At 69.6% G+C, this 24,863-nt stretch carries 23 protein-coding genes and 1 pseudogene; 6 read left to right on the forward strand and 18 right to left on the reverse strand.

Features of this window, described 5'->3' with window-relative positions; all coding sequences use genetic code 11:
• The first annotated feature begins 103 nt into the window (after positions 1 to 103).
• Positions 104 to 2,944, forward strand: a complete 2,841-nt coding sequence (locus ACZ6ZQ_RS19420) for a SpoIIE family protein phosphatase (protein WP_469769729.1) — start codon at positions 104 to 106, stop codon at positions 2,942 to 2,944.
• 267 nt (positions 2,945 to 3,211) lie between these two features.
• On the opposite strand, the gene ACZ6ZQ_RS19425 is transcribed toward ACZ6ZQ_RS19420, so the two are convergent.
• Together ACZ6ZQ_RS19425 and ACZ6ZQ_RS19430 are read right to left on the reverse strand one after the other, a co-directional pair.
• A complete protein-coding gene (locus tag ACZ6ZQ_RS19425; protein ID WP_469769730.1) occupies positions 3,212 to 3,409 on the reverse strand; it encodes a hypothetical protein in 198 nt (65 codons plus the stop codon).
• A gap of 2 nt (positions 3,410 to 3,411) precedes the next feature.
• The gene (locus tag ACZ6ZQ_RS19430; protein WP_469769731.1) at positions 3,412 to 3,750 is read right to left on the reverse strand and encodes a DUF397 domain-containing protein; all 339 of its coding nucleotides are present in this window, start codon (positions 3,748 to 3,750) and stop codon (positions 3,412 to 3,414) included.
• Positions 3,751 to 4,103: 353 nt separating this feature from the next.
• On the opposite strand from ACZ6ZQ_RS19430, the pseudogene ACZ6ZQ_RS19435 reads away from it, so the two are divergent.
• A pseudogene (locus tag ACZ6ZQ_RS19435) lies at positions 4,104 to 4,232 on the forward strand (transcriptional regulator); the annotation flags it as partial.
• Between the two features lie 1,167 nt (positions 4,233 to 5,399).
• Here ACZ6ZQ_RS19435 and ACZ6ZQ_RS19440 read toward each other — a convergent pair.
• The 16 genes from ACZ6ZQ_RS19440 to ACZ6ZQ_RS19515 all read right to left on the reverse strand — a co-directional run bounded on the left by ACZ6ZQ_RS19440 (position 5,400) and on the right by ACZ6ZQ_RS19515 (position 22,796).
• Entirely contained in the window at positions 5,400 to 6,866 is a 1,467-nt protein-coding gene (locus ACZ6ZQ_RS19440; protein WP_469769732.1) for a catalase, read from the reverse strand.
• Positions 6,867 to 7,080: 214 nt separating this feature from the next.
• Positions 7,081 to 7,974, reverse strand: a complete 894-nt coding sequence (locus ACZ6ZQ_RS19445; RefSeq protein WP_469769733.1) for a 2-hydroxy-3-oxopropionate reductase — start codon at positions 7,972 to 7,974, stop codon at positions 7,081 to 7,083.
• Positions 7,975 to 8,014: 40 nt separating this feature from the next.
• Positions 8,015 to 8,872, reverse strand: coding sequence for a TIM barrel protein (locus ACZ6ZQ_RS19450; RefSeq protein WP_469769734.1), 858 nt, complete (start codon positions 8,870 to 8,872; stop codon positions 8,015 to 8,017).
• A 240-nt stretch (positions 8,873 to 9,112) separates the two neighbouring features.
• Positions 9,113 to 9,973 (reverse strand): hypothetical protein, encoded by an 861-nt coding sequence (locus ACZ6ZQ_RS19455; protein ID WP_469769735.1) that lies wholly within the window; start codon positions 9,971 to 9,973, stop codon positions 9,113 to 9,115.
• Between the two features lie 40 nt (positions 9,974 to 10,013).
• Entirely contained in the window at positions 10,014 to 10,565 is a 552-nt protein-coding gene (locus ACZ6ZQ_RS19460; protein WP_469769736.1) for a hypothetical protein, read from the reverse strand.
• Positions 10,562 to 11,842: an MCE family protein gene (locus ACZ6ZQ_RS19465; protein WP_469769737.1), complete on the reverse strand. Its 1,281-nt coding sequence runs from the start codon at positions 11,840 to 11,842 to the stop codon at positions 10,562 to 10,564. Before ACZ6ZQ_RS19465 ends, ACZ6ZQ_RS19460 begins: the two co-directional genes overlap by 4 nt.
• The gene (locus tag ACZ6ZQ_RS19470; protein WP_469769738.1) at positions 11,839 to 13,128 is read right to left on the reverse strand and encodes an MCE family protein; all 1,290 of its coding nucleotides are present in this window, start codon (positions 13,126 to 13,128) and stop codon (positions 11,839 to 11,841) included. Before ACZ6ZQ_RS19470 ends, ACZ6ZQ_RS19465 begins: the two co-directional genes overlap by 4 nt.
• Positions 13,125 to 14,267: an MCE family protein gene (locus tag ACZ6ZQ_RS19475; RefSeq protein WP_469769764.1), complete on the reverse strand. Its 1,143-nt coding sequence runs from the start codon at positions 14,265 to 14,267 to the stop codon at positions 13,125 to 13,127. The genes ACZ6ZQ_RS19470 and ACZ6ZQ_RS19475 overlap by 4 nt, the downstream gene beginning before the upstream one ends.
• Before the next feature lie 17 nt (positions 14,268 to 14,284).
• Positions 14,285 to 15,265 carry an MCE family protein gene (locus tag ACZ6ZQ_RS19480; protein ID WP_469769765.1) on the reverse strand — a complete coding sequence of 327 codons (981 nt, stop codon included), beginning with the start codon at positions 15,263 to 15,265 and terminating at the stop codon, positions 14,285 to 14,287.
• 20 nt (positions 15,266 to 15,285) lie between these two features.
• Positions 15,286 to 16,329 carry an MCE family protein gene (locus ACZ6ZQ_RS19485; protein WP_469769739.1) on the reverse strand — a complete coding sequence of 348 codons (1,044 nt, stop codon included), beginning with the start codon at positions 16,327 to 16,329 and terminating at the stop codon, positions 15,286 to 15,288.
• Positions 16,326 to 17,564: an MCE family protein gene (locus tag ACZ6ZQ_RS19490; RefSeq protein WP_469769740.1), complete on the reverse strand. Its 1,239-nt coding sequence runs from the start codon at positions 17,562 to 17,564 to the stop codon at positions 16,326 to 16,328. Before ACZ6ZQ_RS19490 ends, ACZ6ZQ_RS19485 begins: the two co-directional genes overlap by 4 nt.
• A gap of 5 nt (positions 17,565 to 17,569) precedes the next feature.
• Positions 17,570 to 18,397, reverse strand: coding sequence for an MlaE family ABC transporter permease (locus ACZ6ZQ_RS19495; RefSeq protein ID WP_469769741.1), 828 nt, complete (start codon positions 18,395 to 18,397; stop codon positions 17,570 to 17,572).
• Positions 18,398 to 18,399: 2 nt separating this feature from the next.
• Entirely contained in the window at positions 18,400 to 19,170 is a 771-nt protein-coding gene (locus tag ACZ6ZQ_RS19500) for an MlaE family ABC transporter permease (RefSeq protein WP_469769742.1), read from the reverse strand.
• Positions 19,167 to 20,114: an ABC transporter ATP-binding protein gene (locus ACZ6ZQ_RS19505; RefSeq protein WP_469769743.1), complete on the reverse strand. Its 948-nt coding sequence runs from the start codon at positions 20,112 to 20,114 to the stop codon at positions 19,167 to 19,169. Before ACZ6ZQ_RS19505 ends, ACZ6ZQ_RS19500 begins: the two co-directional genes overlap by 4 nt.
• Before the next feature lie 467 nt (positions 20,115 to 20,581).
• The gene (locus ACZ6ZQ_RS19510; RefSeq protein ID WP_469769744.1) at positions 20,582 to 21,655 is read right to left on the reverse strand and encodes an RNA polymerase sigma factor; all 1,074 of its coding nucleotides are present in this window, start codon (positions 21,653 to 21,655) and stop codon (positions 20,582 to 20,584) included.
• A gap of 55 nt (positions 21,656 to 21,710) precedes the next feature.
• Positions 21,711 to 22,796: a lytic transglycosylase domain-containing protein gene (locus ACZ6ZQ_RS19515; protein WP_469769745.1), complete on the reverse strand. Its 1,086-nt coding sequence runs from the start codon at positions 22,794 to 22,796 to the stop codon at positions 21,711 to 21,713.
• A gap of 363 nt (positions 22,797 to 23,159) precedes the next feature.
• Between ACZ6ZQ_RS19515 and ACZ6ZQ_RS19520 the strand changes: the two genes are divergently transcribed.
• The 4 genes from ACZ6ZQ_RS19520 (at position 23,160) to uraH (ending at position 24,860) form a co-directional block, all read left to right on the forward strand.
• Positions 23,160 to 23,411: a YkoF family thiamine-binding protein gene (locus tag ACZ6ZQ_RS19520; protein ID WP_453668054.1), complete on the forward strand. Its 252-nt coding sequence runs from the start codon at positions 23,160 to 23,162 to the stop codon at positions 23,409 to 23,411.
• On the forward strand, positions 23,408 to 23,785 hold the full coding sequence (locus tag ACZ6ZQ_RS19525; RefSeq protein ID WP_469769746.1) for a helix-turn-helix domain-containing protein: 378 nt from the start codon (positions 23,408 to 23,410) through the stop codon (positions 23,783 to 23,785). Before ACZ6ZQ_RS19520 ends, ACZ6ZQ_RS19525 begins: the two co-directional genes overlap by 4 nt.
• A 155-nt stretch (positions 23,786 to 23,940) precedes the next feature.
• Positions 23,941 to 24,453: a 2-oxo-4-hydroxy-4-carboxy-5-ureidoimidazoline decarboxylase gene (uraD, locus tag ACZ6ZQ_RS19530; protein ID WP_469769747.1), complete on the forward strand. Its 513-nt coding sequence runs from the start codon at positions 23,941 to 23,943 to the stop codon at positions 24,451 to 24,453.
• A complete protein-coding gene (uraH, locus tag ACZ6ZQ_RS19535; RefSeq protein ID WP_469769748.1) occupies positions 24,450 to 24,860 on the forward strand; it encodes a hydroxyisourate hydrolase in 411 nt (136 codons plus the stop codon). The genes uraD and uraH overlap by 4 nt, the downstream gene beginning before the upstream one ends.
• Positions 24,861 to 24,863 lie beyond the last annotated feature (3 nt).

The following is a 24,863-nucleotide window of genomic DNA, read 5'->3' on the forward strand; positions in this document are numbered from 1 at the left end:
CGGCCGAGGAGGCCGCCCGGCGACTGGACGGGAAGGGCTACGCAAGGCTTGTGCGGCCGGTCGTGCGCCTGTATCCGGCAGCGTACGCGCGCATACGCTGGTGATGTCTCGCCGAACCGGAGCGGGTGCTATGAACGCAACCACGAACGGATCTTCCCTGCCATACCGGAAACGGTCGCCCCATCCGTTTGCCGGGCAGCCACGTGATCGTCGCGAGTCCCTGCTGAACCCGCGCAGTATCGCCGGGCGGGTGTTCATCGTCGAGATCCTGATCGTGGTTCTGCTGGTTGCGGCCGGGGTGACGTCCGTAGTACTTCAGGCGGCACGCGACGCGCTGGAGCAGGGGCGCCGAGAGTCGGTCGTCGCGGCTCAGGCATTCGCGCAGGCCCCGGGCGTGGTCGAGGCGCTGCGTAGCCGAAACCCGACGGCGGTGCTGCAGCCGCGCGCGGAAGCGGCTCGGAGAAGTGCGAGTGTGGACTTCATCGTTGTCATGGACACCAATGGGATTCGCTATACATACCCGTACCCGGAAGAGATCGGGAAGAGGTTCGTCGGCAGCATCCAACCGTCACTGGAAGGCCGCACCACCATCGAGGAGGCGGGAGGGCCGCCCCTGCCGGCGGGTCGGGGAACGGCCGTCCAGGCAGTGGTCCCGGTGACCGACGCCGGCGGCGAGGTCGTCGGCCTGGTGTCCGCCGGGATCACGGTCAAGAACGTGGCGGGACTGTGGATGCCCCAGCTGCCGATCACCTTGGGTGCCGGTGCGGTCGCGCTGGCGATGGCTGCCGGCGGGACAGCTCTGGTCACCCGGCGGCTGCAGCGGGAGACCCATGGCCTGGGCCCGGCAGAGATCACGCGCATGTACGAGCACCACGACGCGGTCCTGCACGCGGTGCGGGAAGGGGTGCTGATCACCGACGCCGACGGGCGGCTGCTCCTGGCCAACGATGAGGGGAAGCGGCTGCTGGGCCTGGCGGCGGACGCGGAGGGGCGGCATACGCGGGAGCTGGGTCTGCCGGGGGAGATCACGCGCATGCTGGCGTCGGGGGAGGCGGTCACGGACGAGGTGCACGTGGTCGAGGGCCGGTTGCTGGTGGTGAACAAGCGGCCCACGTTCCCGCACCAGGTCCAAGGGGGCAGCGTGGTCACGTTGCGGGACACCACGGAACTGGCGGTGGTGTCGGGGCGGGCAGAAGCGGCCCGGGAGCGGCTGGACCTGCTCTATCAGGCGGGGGTCCGGATCGGGACGAAGCTGGATGTGGTGCGTACGGCACAGGAGCTGGCTCAGGAAGTGGTGCCGCGCTTTGCCGACCTCGTCACGGTCGATCTGCTGGATGCGGTGCTGGAAGGCCATGAGCCGACGGCGGAGAAATGGCGGCATCTGAGGCGTGTGGCAATCAGCTGCGAGGAGCAGACTTTGCCGCTGTACCCGGTGGACGAAAAGATCACGCTTTCACCAGCGACGCCGCAGATGCGGGCGTTGGAGCGGGGGCTGGCGGTGCTGGAGGCGGACCTGCAGCAGGCGCGGGGGTGGCAGGAACAGGATCCGGATCGCACGCGCGGGGCACTGGAGCACGGGGTGCATTCGCTGGTGACCGTGCCGCTGCAGGCGCGGGGTGTGCCGCTGGGCGTGGCGAACTTCTACCGGATGGGGGATTCGCCCGTGTTCGAGCAGGAGGACCTCTCCTTTTCGGAGGAGTTGGCCGCGCGGGCGGCGGTGGCCATCGACAACGCGCGGCGGTTCACCCGCGAGCACACGATGGCGGTGAAGCTGCAGCGGAGTCTGCTGCCGCGGGGGCAGCCGGAGCAGGATGCACTGGAGGTGGCCTGGCGGTATCTGCCTGCGGAGGCAGGGGTGGGCGGGGACTGGTTCGATCTCATCGCGCTGCCGGGCGGGCGAGTGGCGCTGGTGATGGGCGACGTCGTCGGTCACGGACTGCACGCGGCGGTGACGATGGGGCGGCTGCGCACCGCGGTACAGAACATCTCCTCGCTGGACCTCCCCGTGGACGAGGCGCTCGGGTACTTGGACGACGTGGTCGTGCGTATGGACAGCGAGGAGAACACCGGCGAGGCCGCGGAAGGCCACGAGGGACCGGGGGTGACGGGAGCGACGTGTCTGTACGCGATCTACGACGCGATAACAGGAACATGCACAGCGGCCCGTGCCGGACACCCCGACCTGGTAGTGGTGCACCCCGACGGGACCGTCGCCGGTGCGGACGTGCCGGCCTCACCCCCGCTCGGACTGGGTGGCTACCCCTTCGAAACCCGTGAACTGCACCTGCCCGAGGACTCGCGACTGGTGCTGTACACCGACGGGCTGGTGGAGGACCGGACCCGCGACATCGAAGACGGGCTGATCGGACTGCGTCGCACGTTGTGGCGAGCCGGGGAACGCACACCTGAGGAGACCTGTCAGGCGGTGGTCGATGCGATGGTGCCGGCACACCCCTCCGATGACATCGCGCTGCTGGTTGCGCGTACCCGGGTGTTCCCGCCGCCGGGCGTGGCGGAGTGGGACGTACCGCCGGACCCTGCGGCGGTCGCCTTGGTGCGGGCGCACTGCAGGGAGAAGCTGCATGAGTGGAAGGAGGAAGAGATCGGGTTCAGCACGGAACTGATCATCAGCGAGTTGGTCACGAACGCGATCCGGTACGGATCACCTCCAATCAGGGTGCGACTTCTGCACGGGCGCTCTTTGACCTGCGAGGTGTCGGACGGCAGCAGTACCTCGCCACGTCTGCGCCGGGCGGCCACCACGGACGAGGGTGGGCGGGGGCTGTTCCTTGTGGCCCACCACGCTCAGCGATGGGGAACGCGGTACACGTCCGGTGGCAAGGTCATCTGGACGGAACAACCTCTTGGCAACGGCGCGTCCACCGCCAAGGTCAGCACACCGGCCGACGTTCTCCTTGAGCAGTTCGATGATCCCACCCTCTAACGATCGGACAGTGCTGCCCGCTCGCTCGGGCTGTCTGAACGCCACCGCAGGTCGTGGCCTTTCGTCGTCCTTTCGTCGGTAGCCCGAGATGGTTCCGCGAGGGCCGTGGATGAAATGGGGGCGTGCGGTGGGCCGTTCTGGCATGCGCCCCGGTAATGGCTCCACACCCGCTCTACGGGGGAGGGCGCCCGTCCGTGACGACGAGCCGGGAAGGGAAGAGCCCCGGCCGGCCGACAGGGGACGGCGGGCCGGGGCAGGTCCAGAGGTTCAGTGCTGGCCAGTGGGGCGGGCGCTGCCCGCCAGTTGGCCCTTGCGGGTGGCGCCGCCGCAGTCCTCGCACGAGACGACGACCGCGCCCTCATACACCAGAGCGCAGGTGTTGTGGCCCCGGCATTCCCGGCACGGGGTCCTCGCGAACCGCTGCTGCACGTGCGCGAATGCCTGGTTGACCTGCTCGGCGTTCATGGTCAGGTGGCCGCCTTGGCAGCCTGCTCCAGCTCCGCGTCGGTGGCCATGAAGTCATCGAACTCGCCGTCCCTGATGCCCTGCGCGAACTTCGTGAACTCGGCGCGGGTGAAGTACAGGACCGGGCTGCCGGGGTCCTTGTCGTCGGAGAGCGCCACCATGCGGGTGCCGTCCGGGACGTGGGGGTGGGGGTGGTCCTTCGCGTCAGGCGCTGCGGCGACGATGACGCAGTCCTTCAGGATGGGGTCGAGGTCGGTCCGGCTGGCCTTGCGCCAGTCCAGGCCCGTGGCGTTCAGGTTCTCGTACGCCATGGTGCTGCGTCCGTTGCTGATGGTTCCCACAGGTCTGCCTCTCTGGTAATTGCTCTGGTTGGGACTCGGCCCCGCACTCGGCCTGTCCAGGGTTGGGAGTGCGAGGACGGGGTCTTGCAAACCCGCCTCGGTCGGTTCATACGGTTCTGGCCGGGGCGGGCGTTCAGCGGGCGCGACTTTTGACTCGGTGCGGTCGCCACGGGTGGGCCTGCGCGGCCCGAACGGGTGCCTCTCGGCAGTTGATACGCGCGACCGTCCTTTCGACGGCGGGCGCGGTCACTGCGGTTCCGGGCCGCGGTTCGGCCAGCGAGCCGGTGTGTAGTGGTCCTCGTGGTCGCCCTTGTGTTCCGGGTCGCGGGTGCAGCGCGCACGGCCGCCCTGGCCGAGTGACGGTCACGGCTCCGGGCGAAATGGATATCTACCTTCGTGCCTTCGCCAGGCTCACCGAACTGGCCGTTTACGGGGCGGAGGCCCGGGCGCTGATCGTGAAGGCGGTCGAGGCCCTGCACTGACCCTGGACGCACGAAGGCGCCCCCTCCCGCGCACGCAGCGCGAGAGGGGGCAAGGCGTGTGGGCGTCAGCCCAGGATGTGGATCAGGTACCAGGTAGCTGAGCCCAGCCACTCGACAGCGAACACAGCACGGCCGGCAGGGGTGCGGACCCGGAACCATGCCCGTGTCCGATCTGAGAGTGTGTCTCCCTGGGGGCCGTTGCGCAGCGCATACACCTCGAACGCGGCCCCCGCAGTTAGGCGACCGCCCCATACCCAGTGAGCAGACGCCACATGGCCTCCACTCAGCGGCCAGTCATCCGGTAGAGGGACAGGAAGGCCCGCGACGGCCGCGAGCGCGGCGATCGACGGCAGCGGCCACCGGCCCTTCTCCCGCGCGCGCCCAGCCGGTTCTGGTCGGCGATGGCCTTGTCCGTCTGGTCACCCCGCTGCACCAGCAGCGCCAGTTGGCCGGGCTGCTCGGCGAGTCAGCGGACTTGGTAGGTGGCGGAGCCGTCCTTCTTCTCGAGCTTCCTGATGCTCGCCATGGCCGGGGGGACTGTGCGCCTCGCCAGGGAACCGTTGTTTGGCCACGGTTTGGCCAGATCTGGAAACACGATCGGCCTGCGACCTCTGTGCGAAGGTCACAGGCCGATCGCTCGGGAACGCAGTGCGGGACCGTAAACCGCACTGTGCGCCCTGGCACATGGAGCCGTGAAGCGGGGAAGCTCCGGCGTTGTTGCCGCCCGACGGTGCGAGGCTGGCGCGACAGGACGTTCGCGCCGCCGGGCGGAGTCTTGGTGTCTTCTGGCCCCGGATCCGACGGACGGAGTCCGGCGCAGCCTCCGAAGCCTGTGAGGCCCCCTGGGGCCGAGCAGTGCGAGGGCGGCGTGAGGGATGGGTCGTTTCGCGCCGCCGGGCGGAGTCTTTCGTGTCCCACAGTGGGGGTGCCCCGGGTCAGGGGGTCTCAGGGACCGCGGCGGGGCGATGGGCTCTCCGGCCGGCCCTTCCTTCAGGTCAAGAAGGGGGCCGGGCGGCCCGTACCACCGCACTGGCTCGCACGCCGCCGCGGTCCTCAAGCTGTCCTCACCGCTGACCACCCCTCATCCGGGCCGGCGGTTCGGACGGCGTACGGGAGGCAGACCTCCAGTCAACTCCCGTACGCGATCTGGGCGTTACCGGGAAGAGCTCAGTCCTCGCGCAGGGCGCGGACGGCCTCCTCGACGCGCTTGCCGTAGTCCGGGTCGGCGGCGTGGAAGTGGGCGAGGTTCTTCTCGATCACGTCGTCGCGGGAGACCTGGGACAGGCTGCCGGCGATGTTCGCGACCAGACGCTGCTTCTCCTCCTCCGACATCAGCCGGTACAGCTCACCGGCCTGGAAGAAGTCGTCGTCCTTGGAGTGCAGCGGGGCCTCGTGGGTGCCCGTCCAGCCGTGGACGGCCAGCGGGGCCGACAGGGCCGTGTCCGTCTGGGCCGGACCGGCGTACGAGTTGGGCTCGTAGTTCTTGTCGTGGCGCGAGCCGTTGCGGGTGGCCATGAAGCCGTCGCGGCCGTAGTTGTCCGCGCGCCCCCCGGAAACAGCCTTGGGCGCGTTCACCGGCAGCTGGGTGTGGTTCACACCGAGGCGGTAGCGGTGGGCGTCCGCGTAGGCGAACAGCCGGCCCTGAAGCATCTTGTCCGGCGAAGGGCCGATGCCCGGAACGAAGTTGTTCGGGGAGAACGCGGCCTGCTCGACCTCGGCGAAGACGTTGTCCGGGTTGCGGTCGAGGACCAGGCGGCCGACCCGCTGCAGCGGGTAGTCGCTGTGCGGCCACACCTTGGTCAGGTCGAACGGGTTGAACTTGCAGTCCGCCGCCTCGGCTGCCGGCATGATCTGCACGTACAGCGTCCAGGACGGGTTCACGCCGCGCTCGATAGCCTGCAGCAGGTCGGTCTGGTGGCTGTTGGCGTCCTTGCCCACGACCTCGGCGGCCTGCTCGGACGACAGGCTGCGGATGCCCTGGTTCGTCTTGAAGTGGTACTTGACGAAGAAGGCCTCGCCCTCGGCGTTGGTCCACTGGTAGGTGTGGGAGCCGTAGCCGTTCATGTGGCGGTACGAGGCGGGGATGCCGCGGTCACCCATCAGCCACGTCACCTGGTGCGTCGCCTCGGGGGCGTGCGCCCAGAAGTCCCAGACGTTGTCCGGTTCCTGCTTGCCCGTGAACGGGTCGCGCTTCTGGGAGTGGATGAAGTCGGGGAACTTGATGGGGTCCTTGATGAAGAACACCGGGGTGTTGTTGCCGACGAGGTCGTAGTTGCCCTCTTCGGTGTAGAACTTCAGCGCGAAGCCGCGCGGGTCGCGGACGGCGTCCGCGCCGCCGAGCGAGTCGGCCACGGTCGAGAAACGCAGGAACGTCTCGGTCCGCTTGCCCACCTCGGAGAGGAAGGCGGCCCTGGTGAAGCCGGTGACGTCGTCGGTCACCTCGAAGTAGCCGTAGGCGCCGGACCCGCGGGCGTGCACCACGCGCTCCGGAATGCGCTCGCGGTTGAACCGGGCGAGCTTCTCCAGCAGGTGCTGGTCCTGGAGGAGGAGCGGGCCACCGACGCCGGCGGTGGCGGAGTTCTGGTTGTCGGCGACCGGAGCGCCGGACTCGGTCGTAAGCACACGCTGCGTCATGGGTGGCGGGGGTGACCTTCCGTGCGGGAGCTGCTGAGAGTGCCTGGAGCGTAAATTCACTCCGGCGAAAACGTCAACAGTTTGTTGAAATGAACGTGATGGATCCGGGCCGTGGCTGCACTTGGGCGCGACAGGACAGGTGTCAGCGCAGCCACGGCCCGGATGTCGGGGGAGGCCTTCAGGCCTTGGGGGAGCCCTTGCGGGCTCAGGCGAATCAGGCGACCGGCCGGCCCGATAGGCGCTCGACGGCGCGCAGCAGGGCCGAGTGGTCCAGGCCGCCGTCGCCCTGCGCACGCAGGGACGCGACCAGCTGGGCGACCACGGCGCCGACCGGCAGCGCGGCACCGACATTGCGGGCGGCGTCGGTGACGATGCCCATGTCCTTGTGGTGCAGGTCGATGCGGAAGCCCGGCTTGAAGTCCCGGTTCAGGAAGTTGTCCTTCTTGCGGGTCAGGACCGTGGAGCCGGCCAGGCCGCCGTTCAGGACGTCCAGGGCGGCCTGGAGGTTCACGCCGGACTTCTCGAGGAAGACGACGGCCTCGGCGCAGGCCTGGATGTTGACGGCGACGATCAGCTGGTTGGCGGCCTTCACCGTCTGGCCGGAGCCGTGCGGGCCGCACAGGACGATGGTCTTGCCGAGGGCCTCCAGGATCGGGAGGGCCGCGTCGAAGTCGGCCTGCTCGCCACCCACCATGATCGACAGTACCGCCTCGATGGCGCCGGCCTCGCCGCCGGACACCGGGGCGTCGATGACGCGGATGCCCTTCTCGGCCGCGTTCTTGGCCAGGTCGACCGACGTCTGCGGGGTGATCGAGGACATGTCGATCAGCAGCGCGCCCTGCTTCGCGTTCTCCAGAATACCGTCAGGGCCGTACGAGATGGCCTCGACCTGCGGCGATGCGGGCACCATCGTGATGATCACGTCGGCGTCCTCGACGGCCTCGGCGATCGAGCCGGCGGCGGTACCGCCGGCCGCGGCCAGGCGGTCCAGCTTGTCCTGCTCCAGGGTGAAGCCGGTGACGGAGTAGCCCGCCTTGATCAGGTTCTCGGACATGGGGGAGCCCATGATGCCGAGGCCGATCCACGCGATCTTGGGGAGTGTGCTCATGGTGAGGGTGCCTCTCGAAAACTGGTGGTACGGGAAGAAGTCAGCGGGCGGCGCGCGCGTCGGCGGGCAGCCAGTCGAAGGACTCGGCGCTCGGGCGGTCGCCGGCCTTGTACTCCAGGCCGACCCAGCCGTCGTAACCGGCCTTCTTCAGCTCGTCGAGGAGCTGTTCCAGCGGCAGTGAGCCGGTGCCCGGCGCGCCGCGGCCCGGGTTGTCGGCGATCTGCACGTGGCCGGTCCTGTCCGCGTAGGCCTCGATGACCTGGCTGACGTCCTCGCCGTTCATCGACAGGTGGTAGATGTCGAGCAGGAACTTGGCGTTGCCGAGACCGGTCGCCGCGTTGACCTTGTCCACGACCTCGATCGCGGAGGGCGCGCTCACCAGCGGGTAGAGCGGGGACTCCGGCTTGTTCAGGGTCTCGATCAGGAGGATCGCGCCGACCCGGTCGGCCGCACGGGCCGCCAGGACCAGGTTCTCCAGGGCGAGCTCGTCCTGGACGGCGGGGTCGACGCCCTCGACGCGGTTGCCGTACAGCGCGTTGAGCGCCTTGCAGCCGACCGAGGCGGCGAAGTCCGCCGCGACGTCGATGTTGGCGCGGAAGCGCTCCGACTCCTCACCGGGTACGGAGAGGGCGCCGCGGTCGGGACCGGGAAGCTGCCCGGCGTAGAAGTTCAGGCCCACCAGCTGGGTGCCGGCGTCCTCCAGGGCCTTCTTCAGCGCGTCGAGCTCGCTCTGGTCGGGCGTGGGGGTCTCGATCCAGGGCCACCACAGCTCGACCGCCGTGAAGCCGGCCGCGGCGGCGGCCGCGGGACGCTCCAGGAGCGGGAGTTCCGTGAAGAGGATCGACAGGTTCACATCGAAGCGCTGGTCCGTGACTGCGCCTTCTGAGAAGCGGGCCATGAGGGGCGGCGCTCCTTCCGTATTGCGGAAGTTTGTTTCTGCTTAATGGAAGATTGCCTGGGGTGGGGGAGTGCTGTCAAGAGCGGTCCACGAAAAGGCCTGCGGAAAGGCGTGCGAAAGGCGTGCGAAAGGGCATGCAAAAGGGCGCCTCCCGAGCGTGCGACAAGAGACCGTGTCCGGCCTTCTCTCGTCGCGGCCCGGGGAGGCGCCATGGCATTCCCGCTGCGGACTGCAGCGCGTCTACAGCGCGTCTACGGCGCTCACCTTCCACCCACCGGAAGTCAGCGTGAGCTCCATCCGCACCCGGTTCAGGTCGACGCGCGGTCCCTCGACCTGAGTGCTCCGCGTCACCTGGTTCACGAAGAGGAGCACGACGGCCTTGTCCGGCGAGGCCGACACCACCGAGGCCGCGGGATCACCACCGCCCGGCGGTGTCACCACCGTGGCCGTGACCACCCCCTGGTACTTCTTCGCGGTCGGCGCCACCACCGTGGTGGTCGTCCTGCGGTACTCGTCACGGAAGGATCCGGTGAGATGGCCGCGAGCCGCGGCGAAGTCCCGGTCCAGGTGTCGGTGGTCGTACGACAGGACCACGGGAGCCGCCTTCCGCGCGGCCGCCAGCGCCTGGACCCGCGCCTGGTCCGTCCGCCTGCCGTCCAGATACCGCGGGCCGAGCACGGCGACGGCGATCAGGCCCGCCAGGGTCAGCACGGCGAGCACGGCGCCGACCCGCCCGCGCCGCCGACCGCGCGCCTGGCCGGCGGCGTCCTCCTCCGGCTCTTCCGGCTCTTCCGGCTCTTCCGGCTCCTTCCGCTCTTCCAGCCCTTCCGGCTCCGCCGTGGCCGCAGCCACCCGCGGCGCGGCCGACTCCGGCTCCTCCCAGTCCGGTGCCTCCCAGTCCGGCTCGGCCGAGTCCGGCTCCTGGTCCTCCGCGCGCAGGGTGCGTCCGGCCACCACCCCGAGCGGGTCCGGCCCCTTCCCGGGGGCGTCCTCGCCCGGAACGGCCCGCTCGGCGCGCTTGGCAGCCGCTCGGGCGGCCGCGGTCATGGAGCGGCGGGCGGGGGAGCCGACGACCCGGCCCCGGGTGCTCGTGTTCGCCACGGGTTCTCTCCTTACTGGTCGTCCTGCGGGACGGGCACGGTCAGCCGACGAACTCGACGTCGGACGTCAGCCAGCGACCGCCCTCGAGCACGAGGTCGAGCTGGAGCCGGTAGGTACGGGACTGGCCCTCCGGCGCGGCGGTGTTGGTCACCTTGCTGTCGGCGACGACCAGGACGCGTGCGGTGCGCTCGTCGGCCCGGGTGATGCCGGCTTCGAGCACCCGTCCCTCGGAGACCGACTTGTTCGCGGCGACCAGCTTGGTCAGCTCCGCGGTCTGTGCCGCGAACTGCTCCTTGAAGTCGCCGGCGGCACCCTTCAGCACGTTCCCGCTGTCCCGCCCGTAGTGCCGGTAGTCGAGCGAAGTGAAGTTCAGCGCCGACTGGCGGGCCGCGGCCAGAATGTCCTGGTGCCGCTGCTCCTCGACGCGCTGCTCGTACACCTGGAGGCCCAGCCACACCGACAGGGCTGCCGTCACGGCGGTCGCCACCGCGAGTGCCGCGGGCATCGCCCTGCCGCGCCGGGCGGCCTCCGCCGCCCCGGCGCCCAGGCGGCGCAGCCGCCGTATCACCTGCGCGAGGGGCCCCGCGCTCATGCCATCGGTCCCACGAGCAGCCATTGCCACGAGTCCTTTCCGAACACGCTCTGTTCACCGCCCGTCGAGCCGATCTCGACGAGCGTTCCGTCCGGTCCGGCTGCCGCGCCGGTCTCCGGGTCGTACGGGGTGATGTAGGCGGCCGGGTCCGTGCCGCCGGAACCCGGGCGCACCGACGCACCCGGGACGTTCTGTGCGCCGCGGACCGAGGTGGGACCGCCCCGCGGGGCCGAGCAGTGCGCTCCGGTGTTCGCCGGCCGCTCGCTCGTGTCCGCCGGGTCGCGCCGCTGCGTCCCGTACCCCTGTCGGCACGCCGGCGGATCGTCGGCGTTGACGACCATGCCGAAGTGGGTGGTGCCGTCGCCCGGGATCACGGTGTAGCTGCCCGACACCACCACGGGGAAGGTGACCAGGGCCTGTTCCACACCGGGCAGCCGCGCCACCGTGATCTGGCCGCCGCTGATGAGATTCCCCAGCAGCACGGGCATGTGGGGCCGGGTGGCCGTCAGCAGCGAGGTGACCTCCTGGGCGGCGGGCGCGCCCGAGCCGATCAGCCTGCGGATGTCTCCGTCACTGGCCTTCATCTCGGCGGTGAAGGCCGCCAGGTCACGGGAGAAGGACTTGATGGCCGAGCCCTTGTCGGCCTGTGTCTTGAGGACCTTCCTGGAGTCCTCGATCAGCGCGATCGTCTGCGGCAGCGAGTCGGATGCCGACTCGACCAGTGCGTTGCCCGAGTCCACCAGTCGGCTCAGCTCCGGCCCGGTACCGGCGAACGCCTTGCCGAGTTCGTCGACCGTGATCCGCAGATCTTCCTTGCCCACGGAGTTCACCAGCCGGTCCAGGCTGAGGATGATGTCGGAGTTGGGCAGCGGCACCCGCGTGTCGCGGCGGGCGATGGTGCTGCCGTCCTGCAGGTAGGGGCCACCGACGGCTCGCGGCTGCAGATCGACGTACTGCTCACCGACGGCCGAACGGTTCGCCACCACCGCCACGGTGTCCGCCGGGATGCGCGTCCCGTCCTCGATCTCCAGCGCCACCGAGACCCCGTCCGCGCCCGTGAGCCGCAGCTCCCCGACCCGGCCCACCGGCACCCCGCGATAGGTGACCTCGGCGCCGCGGAAGATGCCCCCGGAGTCGGCGAGGTCGGCCCGCACGGTGTATCCCCGGTCGAGGAGGGCGTCGGCCAGCCCGGTGTACTGGGCGCCGACATACGACACACCGACGGCGGTCACGGTGGCGAAGGCGAGCAACTGGGCCTTGACCGTACGTGTGATCACGGTTGCATCCCCTTCAGCATGAGGTCCGCGAGGGCGAGATCGACCCCGGCCGGAAAGTCGTCCCCGGTCCCTTCTCCGTACGACGCATAACTGCTGGTGCACACCGGCGGGCAGAGCGGAACGTCGCCGCCCGGCGGAGCCGAGGGGCTGCCGGGTGCGTCGGGCGACTCCGGCAGCGCCGTGGGCCGTGGGGCCCCCGGAAGCGAGGGGACTTCAGGAACCCCGGGGACACCGGGGACATCCGGAAGCCCGGGCTTCCCCGGTTCTGCCGGCTTCTTGCCGGGTTCGTCGCCGAGGTTGCCGTAGAGACTCGCCAGATCGAGATCTGCGGTGATCTTGAGATTGACGTAGTCACCGTGGATCGCATCCACGACGTTGCGCGGGAACGGATACGTCGTCAGCAGTTCCAGGGAGTTGGGCAGATCGGTGCCCGCCTTGTTCAGCTGTTCCAGGATCGGCCGCAGACTCTTCAAATTGGCGACCGTGTCGTCCCGTGACGCGTTGATGACCTTCGTGCCGGTCGTGCTGAGTTTCGACAGCGACGTGAGCATGGCGGTCAGCTTGCGCCGCTGGTCGGCCAGCACCTTCAGCGCGGGCGGCACGGTGTCGACGGCCTGGGCGATCGTCTTCTTCTCCTGCGCGAGCCGCTTGGCGAGCCGGTCGATGCCGTTCAGCGCGCGGACGATCTCCTTGCGCTGGCTGTCGAGGCCGCCGATGAAGGTGTCCAGCTCCGTCAGCAGGGACTTGACCCGGTTCTCCCGGCCTTCCAGGGCCTTGTTGAGCTCTGTCGTGATCGTCTTGAGCTGGGCCACCCCGCCGCCGTTGAGCAGTGCGGAGAGTGCGGACAGCACTTCTTCGATCTCCGGGTTGCGGCCGCTGCGGGAGAGCGGGATCCTGGCGCCGTCCTTGAGCCTGCCGACCGGGGCCGCGTCCACGGGGGCGGCCAGGGCCACGTACTTCTCGCCGAGCATGCTGGTCTGCCGCAGCTCGGCGATCGCATTGCCGGGCAGCTTCACCGAGTCCGAGATACGTAGCCGCACCCGGGCGTGCCAGCCGTCCAGCTCCACCTTCTCGACCGCGCCCACCGTGACGTTGTTGACCTTCACCGCGGACTGCGGCACCAGGTCGAGGACGTCCCTGAACTCGACCGTGACCCGGTAGGCGTTGCCGTCGGCCGCCGCGCCGCCGGGCAGCCCGACGTCGTACAGACCGTTGAACTCACAGCCCGTCAGCAGCAGCGAACCGGCCGCCGCCCACACCGCCGTGCTTCTGCGCAGTGCGCTCATGCGCGGGCCTCCAGGATTCCGCCCAGCGTCCGGTCGACCGAGCCGGTCCCGGCGACGGGCTGGGTGCCGCCCGGCCGGAGTTCCGGCAGGGAGTCGAACAGTTTCTGCAGGTCCTGGCAGTCCGCGGGCTTCGCCTCCCCGGTCGTCCTGAGCATCGAGCAGAGCAGCGCGGCCGGATCCTGCGGGTGGTCCGGATTGTTGCGGGTGTCGAGGGTCCCGGAGGGCGGGTTGTACGCGTTCTGCAGATTCGACAGCCCGGCCGGCGCGACCTCCAGCAGCTCCGCGAGCGCGGCGCGCTGCGTGACCAGCACCTTGGTGACCTTGCTCAGCCCTTCCACATTCGACGTCAGCGACTTCTTGTTGTTCTTCACGAAGTCGGACACATCGGCGAGCGCCACCCCCAGATGCCGCAGTGCGGCCGCGAGGTCCTTGCGCTCCCCGGCGAGCTGTTCGGCCACCTTCGCCAGGCTGTCGTTGAACGACCGGACATTCTTGTCGTCGGCGGCCAGCGCCGCCGTGAACACCTGAAGATTACGGATGGTGGAGAACAGGTCCTGCCTGCCGTCGGACAGAGTGGTCACGGCGAGGGAGAGGTCCTCGACCGTCTGGTGCATCTGCACACCCTGTCCTTCGAGGTTGTCCGCGCTCACGCTCAGCAGCCGGGAGAGCGAGCCGTCCTTGTTGGCGCCGCGCGGACCCAGCGCCTCCGACGTCGTGTGCAGACTGGCGAAGATGCGGTCCAGCTCGACCGGTACGGCCGTGCGCTTCTCCGGGATGACATCGCCGCTCCGCATCACCGCTCCGCCCCGGTACACCGGCAGCAGCTGTACGTAACGGTCGCTGACCACCGAGGAGTTGATGATCGCCGCCTTGGCCTGGGCGGGGACCTTCTGCCCGGCGTCGTACTCGAGCACCACCCGCACCCGGCGGCCCTCCGGGGTGATCTCCTTGACCTCACCGATCCGGACGCCCAGAACCCGTACGTCGGAACCGGGATAGATGCCGACCGTCCGCGGGAAGTACGCCGTGACCTCGACCGGTTCCGGCTCGGGCCAGAGCACCACGGCGCCCGCGGCGACGACCACCGGAGCGGTGATGAGCGCCGTCCGGCGCAGCAGACGCGTACGCAAAAGGCGCATGTTCAGCAGGCGCGATTTCACGACGAACCTCCCGTCCGCGGGACCACCGGAGTGGCGACCATGTTCTGGATGTAGCTGTCGAACCAGCGGCCGTTGCCGAGGGTGTTGGTGAAGACCCGCACATAGGGGGCGAGCAGCCTGACGCTGCGGTCGAGCGCGGACTGATTGCGTTCGAGCATGCTGACGACCTGGTTCAGGCCCTCGAGCGCCGGTCCGATCTCCTTGCTGTTGTCCTTGACCAGGCCGGACAGCTGAACCCCGAGCGCGGCCGAGCTCTTGAGCAGTGCGTGGATCGCCGCCCGCCGCCGGGAGATCTCCTTGAACAGCTCGTCGCCGGCCTTGATCATCGTGGAGAACTCGCCGGATCGCTCGGCGAGCACACCGCTGACCCCGTTGGCGTGATCGAGGAGTTCACGCAGCGCCTGGTCGCGGGAGGCGACCGTACGGGAGATCTTCGACAGGCCCTTGATGGACGCCCGTACCTCGGCGGGGGAGTCCTCGAAGGTGGTGGAGATGGTGTCCATGGCCGTGGCCAGCCGCTCGGTGTCGACCTTCTCCGTCGTGGTGGTGAGATCGCTGAAGGCCGCCACGACGTCGTAGGCGGGTGTCGTCCGGTTCAGCGGGATCTCGCTGCCCGGCTCCAGCTGCCCCGGCCCCTTCGGCTCCAGCGAAAGGAACTTCGCACCCAGGATCGTCTTGACGCGGATGGCCGCGCCCGTCCTGGTCCCGAAGGCCGGGTCACCCTTGATCCGGAAGACCACCTTGACGTGGTCTCCGTCCAGCTCCACCTCGTCGACCTTGCCGACCTTCACCCCGGCGATGCGGACCTCGTCGCCGGGCTTGAGACCGCCCGCCTCCGAGAACGCCGCACTGTAGGTCTCTCCGTCGCCGATCAGCGGCAGGCTGTCGGCGTTGAACGCGGCGGCGGTCAGCAGCGCGAGCGTGGTGAGGCCGACCGCCCCGATCACCACGGGGTTCCGCTCGCGGAACGGCACCATACGTCCCTTCATGCGCCCTTTCATGCGCACCTCGCCCGGGCGACATGGAGCTCGGGAGTGAGCACCTCTTTGGTCTTCGGCAGCACGATGCGGCCGTCGAAGTCGCAGAGGTAGAAGTTGAACCAGGAGCCGTACGAGGCGGTCCCCGTCAACTTGTTGAGCTTGTTCGGCAGCCGCTTCAGCACGCCCTCCACCGTCTTCTCGTTGTCGTTCAGCGTCTTGGTGAGGTCCCCCAGCTCGGCGATGTCGTCCTTGAGCGGCGGACGGGCGTCTTCCAGCAGGCCCGAGGTGGCCTCCGTCAGGTCGGCGATGTTGACCAGCGAGTCCCCGATGGGCTTGCGGTCGGCGGACAGCCCGGAGATCACCCGCTGCAACTGCTTGATGAGTCCGGAGAAGCGGGCGCCGCGCTTGTCCAGGGTCGCCAGCACCGTGTTGAGGTTGTCGACCACGGAACCGATCAGCTCGTCGCGGTCGGCGAGCGTGGTGGTCAGCGAAGCCGTGTGCGCGAGCAGGCTGTTCACCGTTCCGCCCTCGCCCTGGAGCGTCTTGATGATCTCGGTGGCGAGCTGGTTCACGTCCTTCGGGCTGAGCGCGGCGAACAGCGGCTTGAACCCGTTCAGCAGCGCGTTCAGATCGAGCGCGGGCTGCGTACGGGACAGCGGGATCCGCCCGCCGGGCGGCAGCTTCGTGCCGTCGCCCGCGCCCTCCGTCAGTGCGATGTACCGCGAGCCGACCAGGTTGCGGTAGCGGATGACGGCGCCGGTGCTGGTGAGCAGCGGGCGGTCCTGGGCGACGGTGAAGGTGACCTCCGCCAGGGTCCGGTCCTTGATCCGGATGTCCTGCACCTCGCCGACCCGCACGCCGGCGACCCGGATGTCGTCGCCCTCCTCCAGGCTGGTGACATCGCTGAAGAGCGCGCGGTAGGTGTGCTCGGGAGTGGAGGAGATGTTGACGATGGTGGCCGCGAGCAGCGTGGTCGCGAGCACCGTCACCACCGCGAAGAGGATGAACTTGATCAGCGGCGACGCGGCCTCCCCGGCGCGCTTGAGCCGTACGAACCTCATGCGACGCTCACCGCCGTTCCGCGGGCCATCGGACCGAACAGCAGCGTGGCCACCGCGGGCACCTCATCGGCCGGCACGCCCATGACGGGCGCCACGAGCGAGCCGACGGCTCGCTGCTCGGCCTCGGTGGCGGACACCTGGGACACCGGGGACCCGCCCGACGACACCCTGTGCGTACCGTCGTTGAGTTTGATGTCCGGTGCCGGGACCCGCGGATGGGGCAGACCGTGGCAGTCGGGTCCCGAGCGCTCCCCATAGCGCGGCTCCTCACCGGGCCGGTACCCGGGCCGCGCGCGGACGATTTCGAGGGTGATACGCATCTTTCCGCCTCTGAAGGTCTGTTCCGCCGCGGCCTCCTGCCTCACCAGGCCTTCGAGGAGGCAGGGGTACTCCGGCGCGTAGCGGGCGAACAGCGCCAGCGTGGGGCGGGAGACCCGGCCCAGGGCGATGAGCCGCTCGCCGTTGTCGTCCAGGAACGCGTCCGCGGTCCCCGCGACGGTGGTCGTCGAGGTGAACAGCTCGGCCAGCTGATCCTGCTTCTCGACGATGGTGCGGCTCGTGGTGAGCGTGTTGCGCAGGATCCTCATCAGATCGGGTGCGGCATCCCCGTACACCTCGGCCACGTCCGCGAACCGCGAGATGTTCTCCTTGATCGACGGCATATGCGGGTTGAGCCGGTGCAGATAGTCCTCGACACGGGTGAGATTGGCACCGATCCGGTCGCCGCGGCCTTCCAGCGCGGTGGAGAACGCTGACAGCGTGGCGTTGACCTCGGACGGCTGTACCGTACGCAGCAGCGGCAGCAGGTCGTTCATCAGCTGCTGTACCTCGATGCCGACCCTGGTGCGGTCCTGGGTGATGACGTCTCCGGCGCGGATGGATCGCGGCGAAGGGCTACGAGGGGCCACCAGATCGACGTACTTCTCCCCGAACAGCGTCTTGGGCAGCAGACGGGCCTGTACGTCGGACGGGATACGGGAGACGTGCTCCGGATCGAGAGCGAGGTCGAGTGTGGCCTTCTCACCATCGGCCCGCACCTCGCGCACCTCGCCGACCAGCAGCCCGCGAAGCTTGACGTCGGCCTGCGGTTCCAGCTGGTTGCCGAGGGTGTCGGCCTCCAGCGTGACCCGTACGACGGACGTGAACACCTTCTGGTACACGGCCACGGAGAGCGACAGCAGCAATGCGAGAACGGCGATGAAGACGATGCCGTAGATCCGCAGTCGAACGTGCATCGGCCCTACCCCGCAATCCGTACGGTCGTGCTGGCGCCCCAGATCGCCAGGCTGAGGAAGAAGTCCAGGACGTTGATTGCGACGATCGAGGTACGCACCGCACGGCCGACCGCGACCCCGACACCGGCCGGGCCGCCGCTCGCGTAGTAGCCGTAGTAGCAGTGCACCAGGATGATCACGACGGCGAAGACGATCACCTTGCCGAAGGACCACAGCACATCGACCGGCGGCAGGTACTGCTGGAAGTAGTGGTCGTACGTGCCGGCCGACTGCCCGTAGTAGCCGGTGGTGATGGTCCGGGCGGCGAAGTACGAGGACAGCAGCCCGACCACGTACAGCGGGATCACGGCGACGAAACCGGCGATCATCCGCGTGGTCACGAGGAACGGCAGCGAGGGAACGCCCATCACCTCCAGGGCATCGGTCTCCTCACTGATCCGCATCGCGCCCAGCTGAGCGGTGAACCCGGCTCCGACCGTCGCGGACAGCGCGAGCCCCGCCACCAGCGGTGCGATCTCGCGGGTGTTGAAGTACGCCGACAGGAACGCGACGAAGTTGGAGGTGCCCAGCTGATTGAGCGCCGCGTACCCCTGCAGTCCCACCTCGGTGCCGGTGAAGAACGAGAGGAAGGCGATCACGCCGACGGTGCCGCCGACGACGGCCAGCGCGCCGCGGCCGAAGCTCACCTCGGCCAGCAGCCGCAGGACCTCCTTCTTGTAGCGGCGCAGGGTGCGGCCGGTCCAGGCCAGTGAGCGCCCGTAGAAGGACAGTTGGGTTCCCAGCTCCTCCAGTGAGCGGAGCGGGCGCCCCACGAAACGGTTGATCAGCGCCACGCTCAGCCCCTCTGCGGAACGACTTGGAAGTACACGGCGGTCATCACGAAGTTCGTCACGAACAGCAACATGAAGGTGATCACGACCGACTGGTTCACCGCGTCGCCGACGCCTTTCGGCCCGCCCTTGGCGGTCAGCCCCTTGTACGAGGCGACGATGGCGGCGATCGCGCCGAACACCAGGGCCTTCAGCTCCGCCGCCCACAGATCGGACAGCTGGGCGAGGGTGGTGAAGGAGGCCAGATACGCGCCGGGCGTGCCGTTCTGAAGGACGACGTTGAAGAAGTAGCCACCGGCTACTCCGACCACCGACACCAGGCCGTTGAGCAGCACCGCGACCACCATCGAGGCCAGCACCCGGGGTACGACGAGCCGGTGGATCGGATCGATGCCCAGCACCTGCATCGCGTCGATCTCCTCGCGGATCTTGCGCGCTCCGAGGTCCGCGCAGATCGCTGTGCCGCCCGCCCCGGCGATCAGCAGCGCGGTCACGATCGGCGAGGCCTCCCGCAGAACCGCGAGCACCGAGGCCGCGCCCGAGAACGACTGGGCGCCGAGCTGCCGTGTCAGGCTGCCGATCTGCAGCGCGATGACCGCCCCGAAGGGGATGGAGACCAGTGCGGTGGGCAGGATCGTGACGCTCGCGATGAACCAGGCCTGCTGGATGAACTCCCTGACCTGGAACGGCCGCCGGGGAAGCGTCCTGATGACGTCCAGGGCCATCGCGAACAGGCTGCCCGAATGCCGGAGCGCGCCGACAGGGGAGAAGCTCATGCGTCCGCCACCTCCTTGCGGTTGTGCAGTTCCGCCTCGCGTCGCGCGATCGCCCGCCAGCGCGGCGGCCGGAGGATTCCGTTGCTCGGCAGCAGACGAGGAGTCAACTCGTCGCCGACCTCCGGGCCGGGCCGCTTCGACGCGCCGAGCCGCGCCAGCTCCTGCTCGACCTGGGCGGCGTCCTTCTCCTCCGCCATGCCGATCGGCCCCTGCATCCGGCCGTTCAGGAACTGCCGTACGACCGGCTCGTCGCTGGTCAGCAGCTGTTCGCGGGGCCCGAACATCACCAGTTCGCGCCGGAAGAGCAGGCCGATGTTGTCCGGGACCTGGCGGGCCGAGGCGATGTCGTGCGTGACGATCAGGAACGTCGCGTTGATCTGCGCGTTGAGATCGACGATCAGCTGGTTGAGGTAGGCCACCCGCACCGGGTCGAGACCCGAGTCCGGCTCGTCGAAGAGAATGATCTCCGGATCGAGCACCAGGGCTCGCGCCAGCCCGGCCCGCTTGCGCATACCGCCGGATATCTCGCCGGGCAGCTTCTCCTCGGCCCCGATCAGTCCGACCATGTCCATCTTCTCGAGGACGATCCGCCGGATCTCGCTCTCCCCTTTCCGGGTGTGCTCGCGCAACGGGAAGGCGATGTTGTCGTACAGATTCATCGACCCGAACAGCGCGCCGTCCTGGAAGAGGACGCCGAACAGCTTCCGGACCTCGTACAGGTCGTGCTCACGGAGCCTGGTGATGTCCCTGTCCGCGATCCTGATCGACCCGCGGTCGGGCCTGAGGAGCCCGACGAGGGTCTTGAGGAACACCGACTTGCCCGTGCCGGACGGGCCGAGCATGACCGAGATCTCCCCGGCGGGCAGCGTCAGTGACACGTCCTGCCAGATGACCTGGTGGCCGAAGGACTTGGTCAGCCCTTCCACACAGATCTCGACACCCATCCGGTTCACCCTTCAGCCGTTGAGCAGCTCCGACACCTGCTCTACGGGGGAGTGCGGACCGTCCGTCGCGACGAAGTCCGAGATTTTTAACGAGCGCGCAATCAGCGGTGCATGTGGGTGTGCGGGGTCCGGGCCGGGGGCCCCGGCGCCCCGGCGTGTCGGCAGGCGACCAGGGCGCAGGTGCCGGTGGGCGGTCGGCTGGGCGTGCGCGACCCGGTGAGCGCCGGGGGTGGGCGCCGGAGCTCTGGTGGTGCGATCGGCAGGGTTTCCTGCCCGCGCGTCGCGGGCCCCGGGCGTTGCACGGCCTGCGGTGCTGCGGACGGCGACATGCCGCGGGCGCGGACGACGGTGTGCTGGGCCATCGGTCCCGGCGCGCCGTCGGGTGCTGCCCGAGGCCAGCGCTTCGGGGTCCAGCGGCGAAGCCCCTGGTTACGGGAAGGGGCGGGGTGGGGGAAAGAGGCGGCGCGTCAGGGCGCGGGGGCTTCGGCAGGGAGCCCGGCGGAGGCGTCCGGCACGTCCACGGGAAGGGACGGCGTTGCGGTCACCGACAACTCAGGCGCGTCCGGGACGTCAGGGATAGCCGGGATAGCCGGGACAGCCGGGACGGTCGCGCTCGGCAGCGGCGGCAGTGAGGCGGCCGGGATGCCCGGCACGTCCGGCACCTCCGGCACATCGGGAACGGCCGGGGTGGACAGCGCCGGCAGTGGCGGAAGCGAGACCTCCGGCAGGAGCGGTGGCACCGGCGCCCGGCCGCCGGTCACGCCCGGCGCAGGTGTCGCCGAAGGGGCGGCCGCGGTCGGCGGCCGCGTCCCGGCGCTGTCGGCCGTCCGTACGTCCGCGGCCTGAGAAGCGGGGGGCGAGGCCGGGGGCCGATCGCCGCCGCCGTCATGGGCGTACGGCAGTACGAAACCCGCGACGGCCAGGGTCGCCGCCGTCCCGGCCATGGCCACCACCTGCGCGTTCCCCACCGTCCGCGGACGGCCGCGCCCCAGCAGCCACAGAACGAGCCCAAGGGTGGCGGCCAGCGAATTGCGCAGCGTCCGCCGGGCCCTCGCCAGCAGCGACTCGACCGTCCGGTAGCTCAGCCCCATCTTCCGGGCGACCTGCCCGACGTCGAGGTCCTCGGACTTCAGCCAGAGCGCCTCCGCCTGCCGCGCGGGCAGTTCCCCGCTCCGGCGGGCCAGCCACTTCGCCTCGGCCCGGTCGCACACCACCTCGTCGACGGGCGCCGGGCTGGGCGCGATCAGCGTCGGACTGGTGCGCACCTCGGCCTCACGGTTGACCTGCCGGTACCGGTCGACGCACAGCCGCATCGTCACCGTCGTCAGCCAGGCGCCCAGCCGCTCGTCGTCGAGGTGCGGGTTCTCCGCGGCGCGCAGCATCGCCTCGTGCACGGCGTCCTCGGCGTCCTCCACGCTCATGGAGCGGCGGCGGGCCACCTTGAGCAGCTGCTCGCGGTGGCTCCACGCACGCTGCCACCGGTCCCTGGACGTGTCCTCCTTCGGACCGTCCGAATACGAGGCATGCATGTCCGCCGCCATGAGGGCCCCTTCGCGCTCACCCGCCGATCCCGTGCCGCCCGGCGGGAACGCGACATTACCGCCCGGTATCCGGAGTTGTGGAGGGGGCGGCCGTCATCGAGTCCTTACCGTTGCCGACCAGCGGATCAGCTGTGGGCAGGACGTCGCCGCCGGGCACCTCGACGCTCGTTGTGGGCACCGGCAGTACGGGCTCCGCCGGCTCCTCGGCCCCGTCCGCCGGCCGGGTCTTCGACGGCGAGGGTGAGGGGGACGGCGTACCGGCCCCGCCGCCGCCCGTCGGTCGGGTCTTCGACGCCGAGGGCGACGGTTCCGTGTGCTCCGGACGGGACGCCTCGGGCTGCGGCCGGACCGCGTCCCCGGCCGCGCCGCCGAGCTGGTCCGGCACCACCCGGTGCCCTTCGAGGAAGTACGCGAACCACGCCCTGACCGTCCTCAGATACGCCTGGGAGTGGTTGTAGCCGAGGATCGCGCGGTCCAGCTCGTACGGGTCGGACAGATCCCGCCCGCCCGCGCACAGATAGCGGCCCGCGGCGAGAGCCGCGTCGTAGATGTTGTTCGGATCGCTCCGGCCGTCGCCGTTTCCGTCGGCTCCCCAGACGGCCCAGGTCGACGGGATGAACTGCATCGGGCCGACCGCGCGGTCGTACGCGCTGTCCGCGTCGTACGCCCCGCCGTCCGTGTCGCCGATGAGGGCGAACCCCTTGCCGTCCAGCCGGGGCCCCAGGATCGGCCTCAGGGTCGTACCGTCCGGGCTCACCCGGCCGCCGCGCGCCTGCCCGGACTCCACCTGGCCGATCGCGGCCAGCAGCTGCCAGCGCAGATTGCAGCCCGGGGCGCTGCGCGCGAGCTCCTCCTCTGCCTGCCGGTACGCGGCGAAGACCGTGGCCGGCAGCGCGCCGGCCGTCACGGCGGATTCGTCCGAGGAGCGGCCGGTGTCCGTTGTGGCCCCGGCCCGCGGCCGCAGCGGCGGGAGCGCCGTGCGATACGGGGAGTTTCCCGAGACGCTCGGCTCGGGCGCGGCCGGAGCCTCCTCCGTCCGACCGGACGCGAGCGCACCCGGTGCCTGCGAGGCGGTCAGCACCGCCATGGCCGCCATCGCGGCAAACGTTCCCTTGACACCCCTGCGCCCATGCCCTGTCATGACGCGTACCCCTCCCTGTCCCGCTGCCGCACCGGAGATGAGGGCCGATGCAGCTTCCTTCACAGGCTCTACGCGGGAAGGACGCCGATCCGTCGCACGGATCCGAACAACGCGACGAAGCGGTGGACCGACGGCCACGGCGGACTTTGCGGGGGCCGCCCGGCGGAGCGCGGCACAGGCGGGCTCAGGGCCTGTCCGGTGGATCTTGCTGGGCTCGCGACGCCCTGCGACTCCGTCTCCTGCGTTGTCGTCAGTCGGCAGGGCTCCGCCATGACTTCTTCCTCCGCCTTGGATCCGAAGCCGCATGACGCCGCTCACTCACCCAGCCTGATCCACCGGACAGGCCCTAACGTGGGGGGCATGCTGCGATTGCGAGTGGAGTTCACCACCGAACCCTTCGACCTGGACGAAGCCCCGGCCCATGCGCTGGTGGCACGCGAGGTCATCCAGGCTGCCGATCTGGACGCCGTGGACGTCGGACCGTTCGGCAACACGGCGGAGGGCGCGGCGGACGCGGTGCTCACCGCGGTCGACTCGCTGCTGCGCCAGGCTCTGGGCGCGGGCGCCACTCGGGTCTCGTTGCAGGTCAATGTGATCGGGGAGGAGGAGAAGTGACCGAGCCGGGAGAGCACCCCCTGATCACCGCGGTCAAGCCGCTGGTGGACGCCATGGGCGCCGAGATGCTGCTGCCCGAGCAGGCCGGGCGCGACGACGTGGTCCTGGCCTGGGAGGGTGTCGAGGTGGTTGCCGTACGGCTGCCGCAGCTCTCCGAATCGCTGGACCACATTCTGGTCGCGCTGGAACGCCGCCACGGCATGCCGCTGTCCGCGCTGGACCGCAAGACCAAGCAGTCGGTCGTCCGGCTCCTGGAGGCACGCGGTGCCTTCTCGGTGCGGCATGGGGTGGAGACGGTGGCGAGTGCCCTTGGTGTCAGCCGCTTCACTGTGTACAACTACCTGAACAGGGAAAACGCGGCGAAGAGTGAGTAGAGGCTGACTCCGCGTACACGGCCGCCGTCCATATGTCGGGACGGCGGCTTTTATGGCAACGAAGTTTCAACAAAGTGTTGACGGGGTGTTGAGGGAAGGCGTTAGCTATCCGCAGCCCGTCCGACGCACCTTGCAAAACAGCCACGGAGGCTCCCGTGACTTCGACTTCCGTACCGGGCCTCGCCCGGTTCAACACCTCGGCGGACAGCGAGGCCCAGGCCGCGCTGCACGAGGTGTGTGCCAGCTCGGCGTGGGGAAGCAAACTGCTCGCCCAGCGCCCGTACGCCACTGTGGACGCCCTCTTCGCCGCCAGCGACGCCGCCATGGCCGAGCTGACCGCCGCTGATCTGGCCGAAGCGATGGCAGGGCACCCGCCGATCGGCCGGCCGAAGCCCGGTGACCCGACCTCCTCCCGCGAACAGAGCGGAATGGCCGGCGCCTCCGAGGGCCTCAAGGCCGAGATGCTCGAACTGAACCTGGCCTACCAGGACAAGTTCGGCCACGTCTTCCTGATCTGCGCCACCGGCCGGACCGGTGAGCAGATGAGGGACGCCGTCCGCGAGCGGATCGACAACTCGCCCGAGCAGGAGCGGGAAATCGTCCGCACCGAGCTGGGCAAGATCAACCGCATCCGGCTGAGCCGTCTCGTAGAGGAAGAGAGCGCATGAGTACGCAAACCACGGCGTCGGTGTCCACGCACATCCTGGACACCAGCATCGGCCGGCCCGCCGAGGGCGTCGTCATCCGCCTGTCGGCCCGTGGGTCCGCCCGCGACGGCTCCGGCGCGGAGTGGGTGGCACTCGGCGGATCCGCGACCGACGCGGACGGGCGCTGCAAGAACCTGCCGGCGCTGCCGGAGGGCACCACCCATGTACGACTGGACTTCGAGACCGAGCCCTATTTTCTCGAAGTCGCGAAAAAGCAAGCCGATGCGCAGCAGGACGCCCCCGCGAATCGGGACAGCGGTGCGTTCTTCCCGGAGGTGGCGATCACGTTCGCCGTCGAACCGGGCGAGCACTACCACGTACCGCTGCTGCTCAACCCGTTCGGCTACTCCGTTTACCGAGGGAGCTAGCAG

It is taken from the genome of Streptomyces sp. NPDC053673 (assembly GCF_055585225.1).

Coding starts and splice junctions, on each gene's coding strand:
- ACZ6ZQ_RS19505 (WP_469769743.1), bottom strand. CDS start 20,114: ATGGGTGTCGAGATCTGTGTGGAAGGGCTGACCAAGTCCTTCGGCCAC.
- ACZ6ZQ_RS19470 (WP_469769738.1), bottom strand. CDS start 13,128: ATGAGCGCACTGCGCAGAAGCACGGCGGTGTGGGCGGCGGCCGGTTCG.
- ACZ6ZQ_RS19490 (WP_469769740.1), bottom strand. CDS start 17,564: ATGCACGTTCGACTGCGGATCTACGGCATCGTCTTCATCGCCGTTCTC.
- ACZ6ZQ_RS19440 (WP_469769732.1), bottom strand. CDS start 6,866: ATGACGCAGCGTGTGCTTACGACCGAGTCCGGCGCTCCGGTCGCCGAC.
- ACZ6ZQ_RS19420 (WP_469769729.1), top strand. CDS start 104: ATGTCTCGCCGAACCGGAGCGGGTGCTATGAACGCAACCACGAACGGA.
- ACZ6ZQ_RS19500 (WP_469769742.1), bottom strand. CDS start 19,170: ATGAGCTTCTCCCCTGTCGGCGCGCTCCGGCATTCGGGCAGCCTGTTC.
- ACZ6ZQ_RS19450 (WP_469769734.1), bottom strand. CDS start 8,872: ATGGCCCGCTTCTCAGAAGGCGCAGTCACGGACCAGCGCTTCGATGTG.
- ACZ6ZQ_RS19480 (WP_469769765.1), bottom strand. CDS start 15,265: ATGGTGCCGTTCCGCGAGCGGAACCCCGTGGTGATCGGGGCGGTCGGC.
- ACZ6ZQ_RS19475 (WP_469769764.1), bottom strand. CDS start 14,267: ATGCGCCTTTTGCGTACGCGTCTGCTGCGCCGGACGGCGCTCATCACC.
- ACZ6ZQ_RS19425 (WP_469769730.1), bottom strand. CDS start 3,409: ATGAACGCCGAGCAGGTCAACCAGGCATTCGCGCACGTGCAGCAGCGG.
- ACZ6ZQ_RS19515 (WP_469769745.1), bottom strand. CDS start 22,796: ATGACAGGGCATGGGCGCAGGGGTGTCAAGGGAACGTTTGCCGCGATG.
- uraH (WP_469769748.1), top strand. CDS start 24,450: ATGAGTACGCAAACCACGGCGTCGGTGTCCACGCACATCCTGGACACC.
- ACZ6ZQ_RS19510 (WP_469769744.1), bottom strand. CDS start 21,655: ATGGCGGCGGACATGCATGCCTCGTATTCGGACGGTCCGAAGGAGGAC.
- ACZ6ZQ_RS19485 (WP_469769739.1), bottom strand. CDS start 16,329: ATGAGGTTCGTACGGCTCAAGCGCGCCGGGGAGGCCGCGTCGCCGCTG.
- ACZ6ZQ_RS19460 (WP_469769736.1), bottom strand. CDS start 10,565: ATGAGCGCGGGGCCCCTCGCGCAGGTGATACGGCGGCTGCGCCGCCTG.
- ACZ6ZQ_RS19445 (WP_469769733.1), bottom strand. CDS start 7,974: ATGAGCACACTCCCCAAGATCGCGTGGATCGGCCTCGGCATCATGGGC.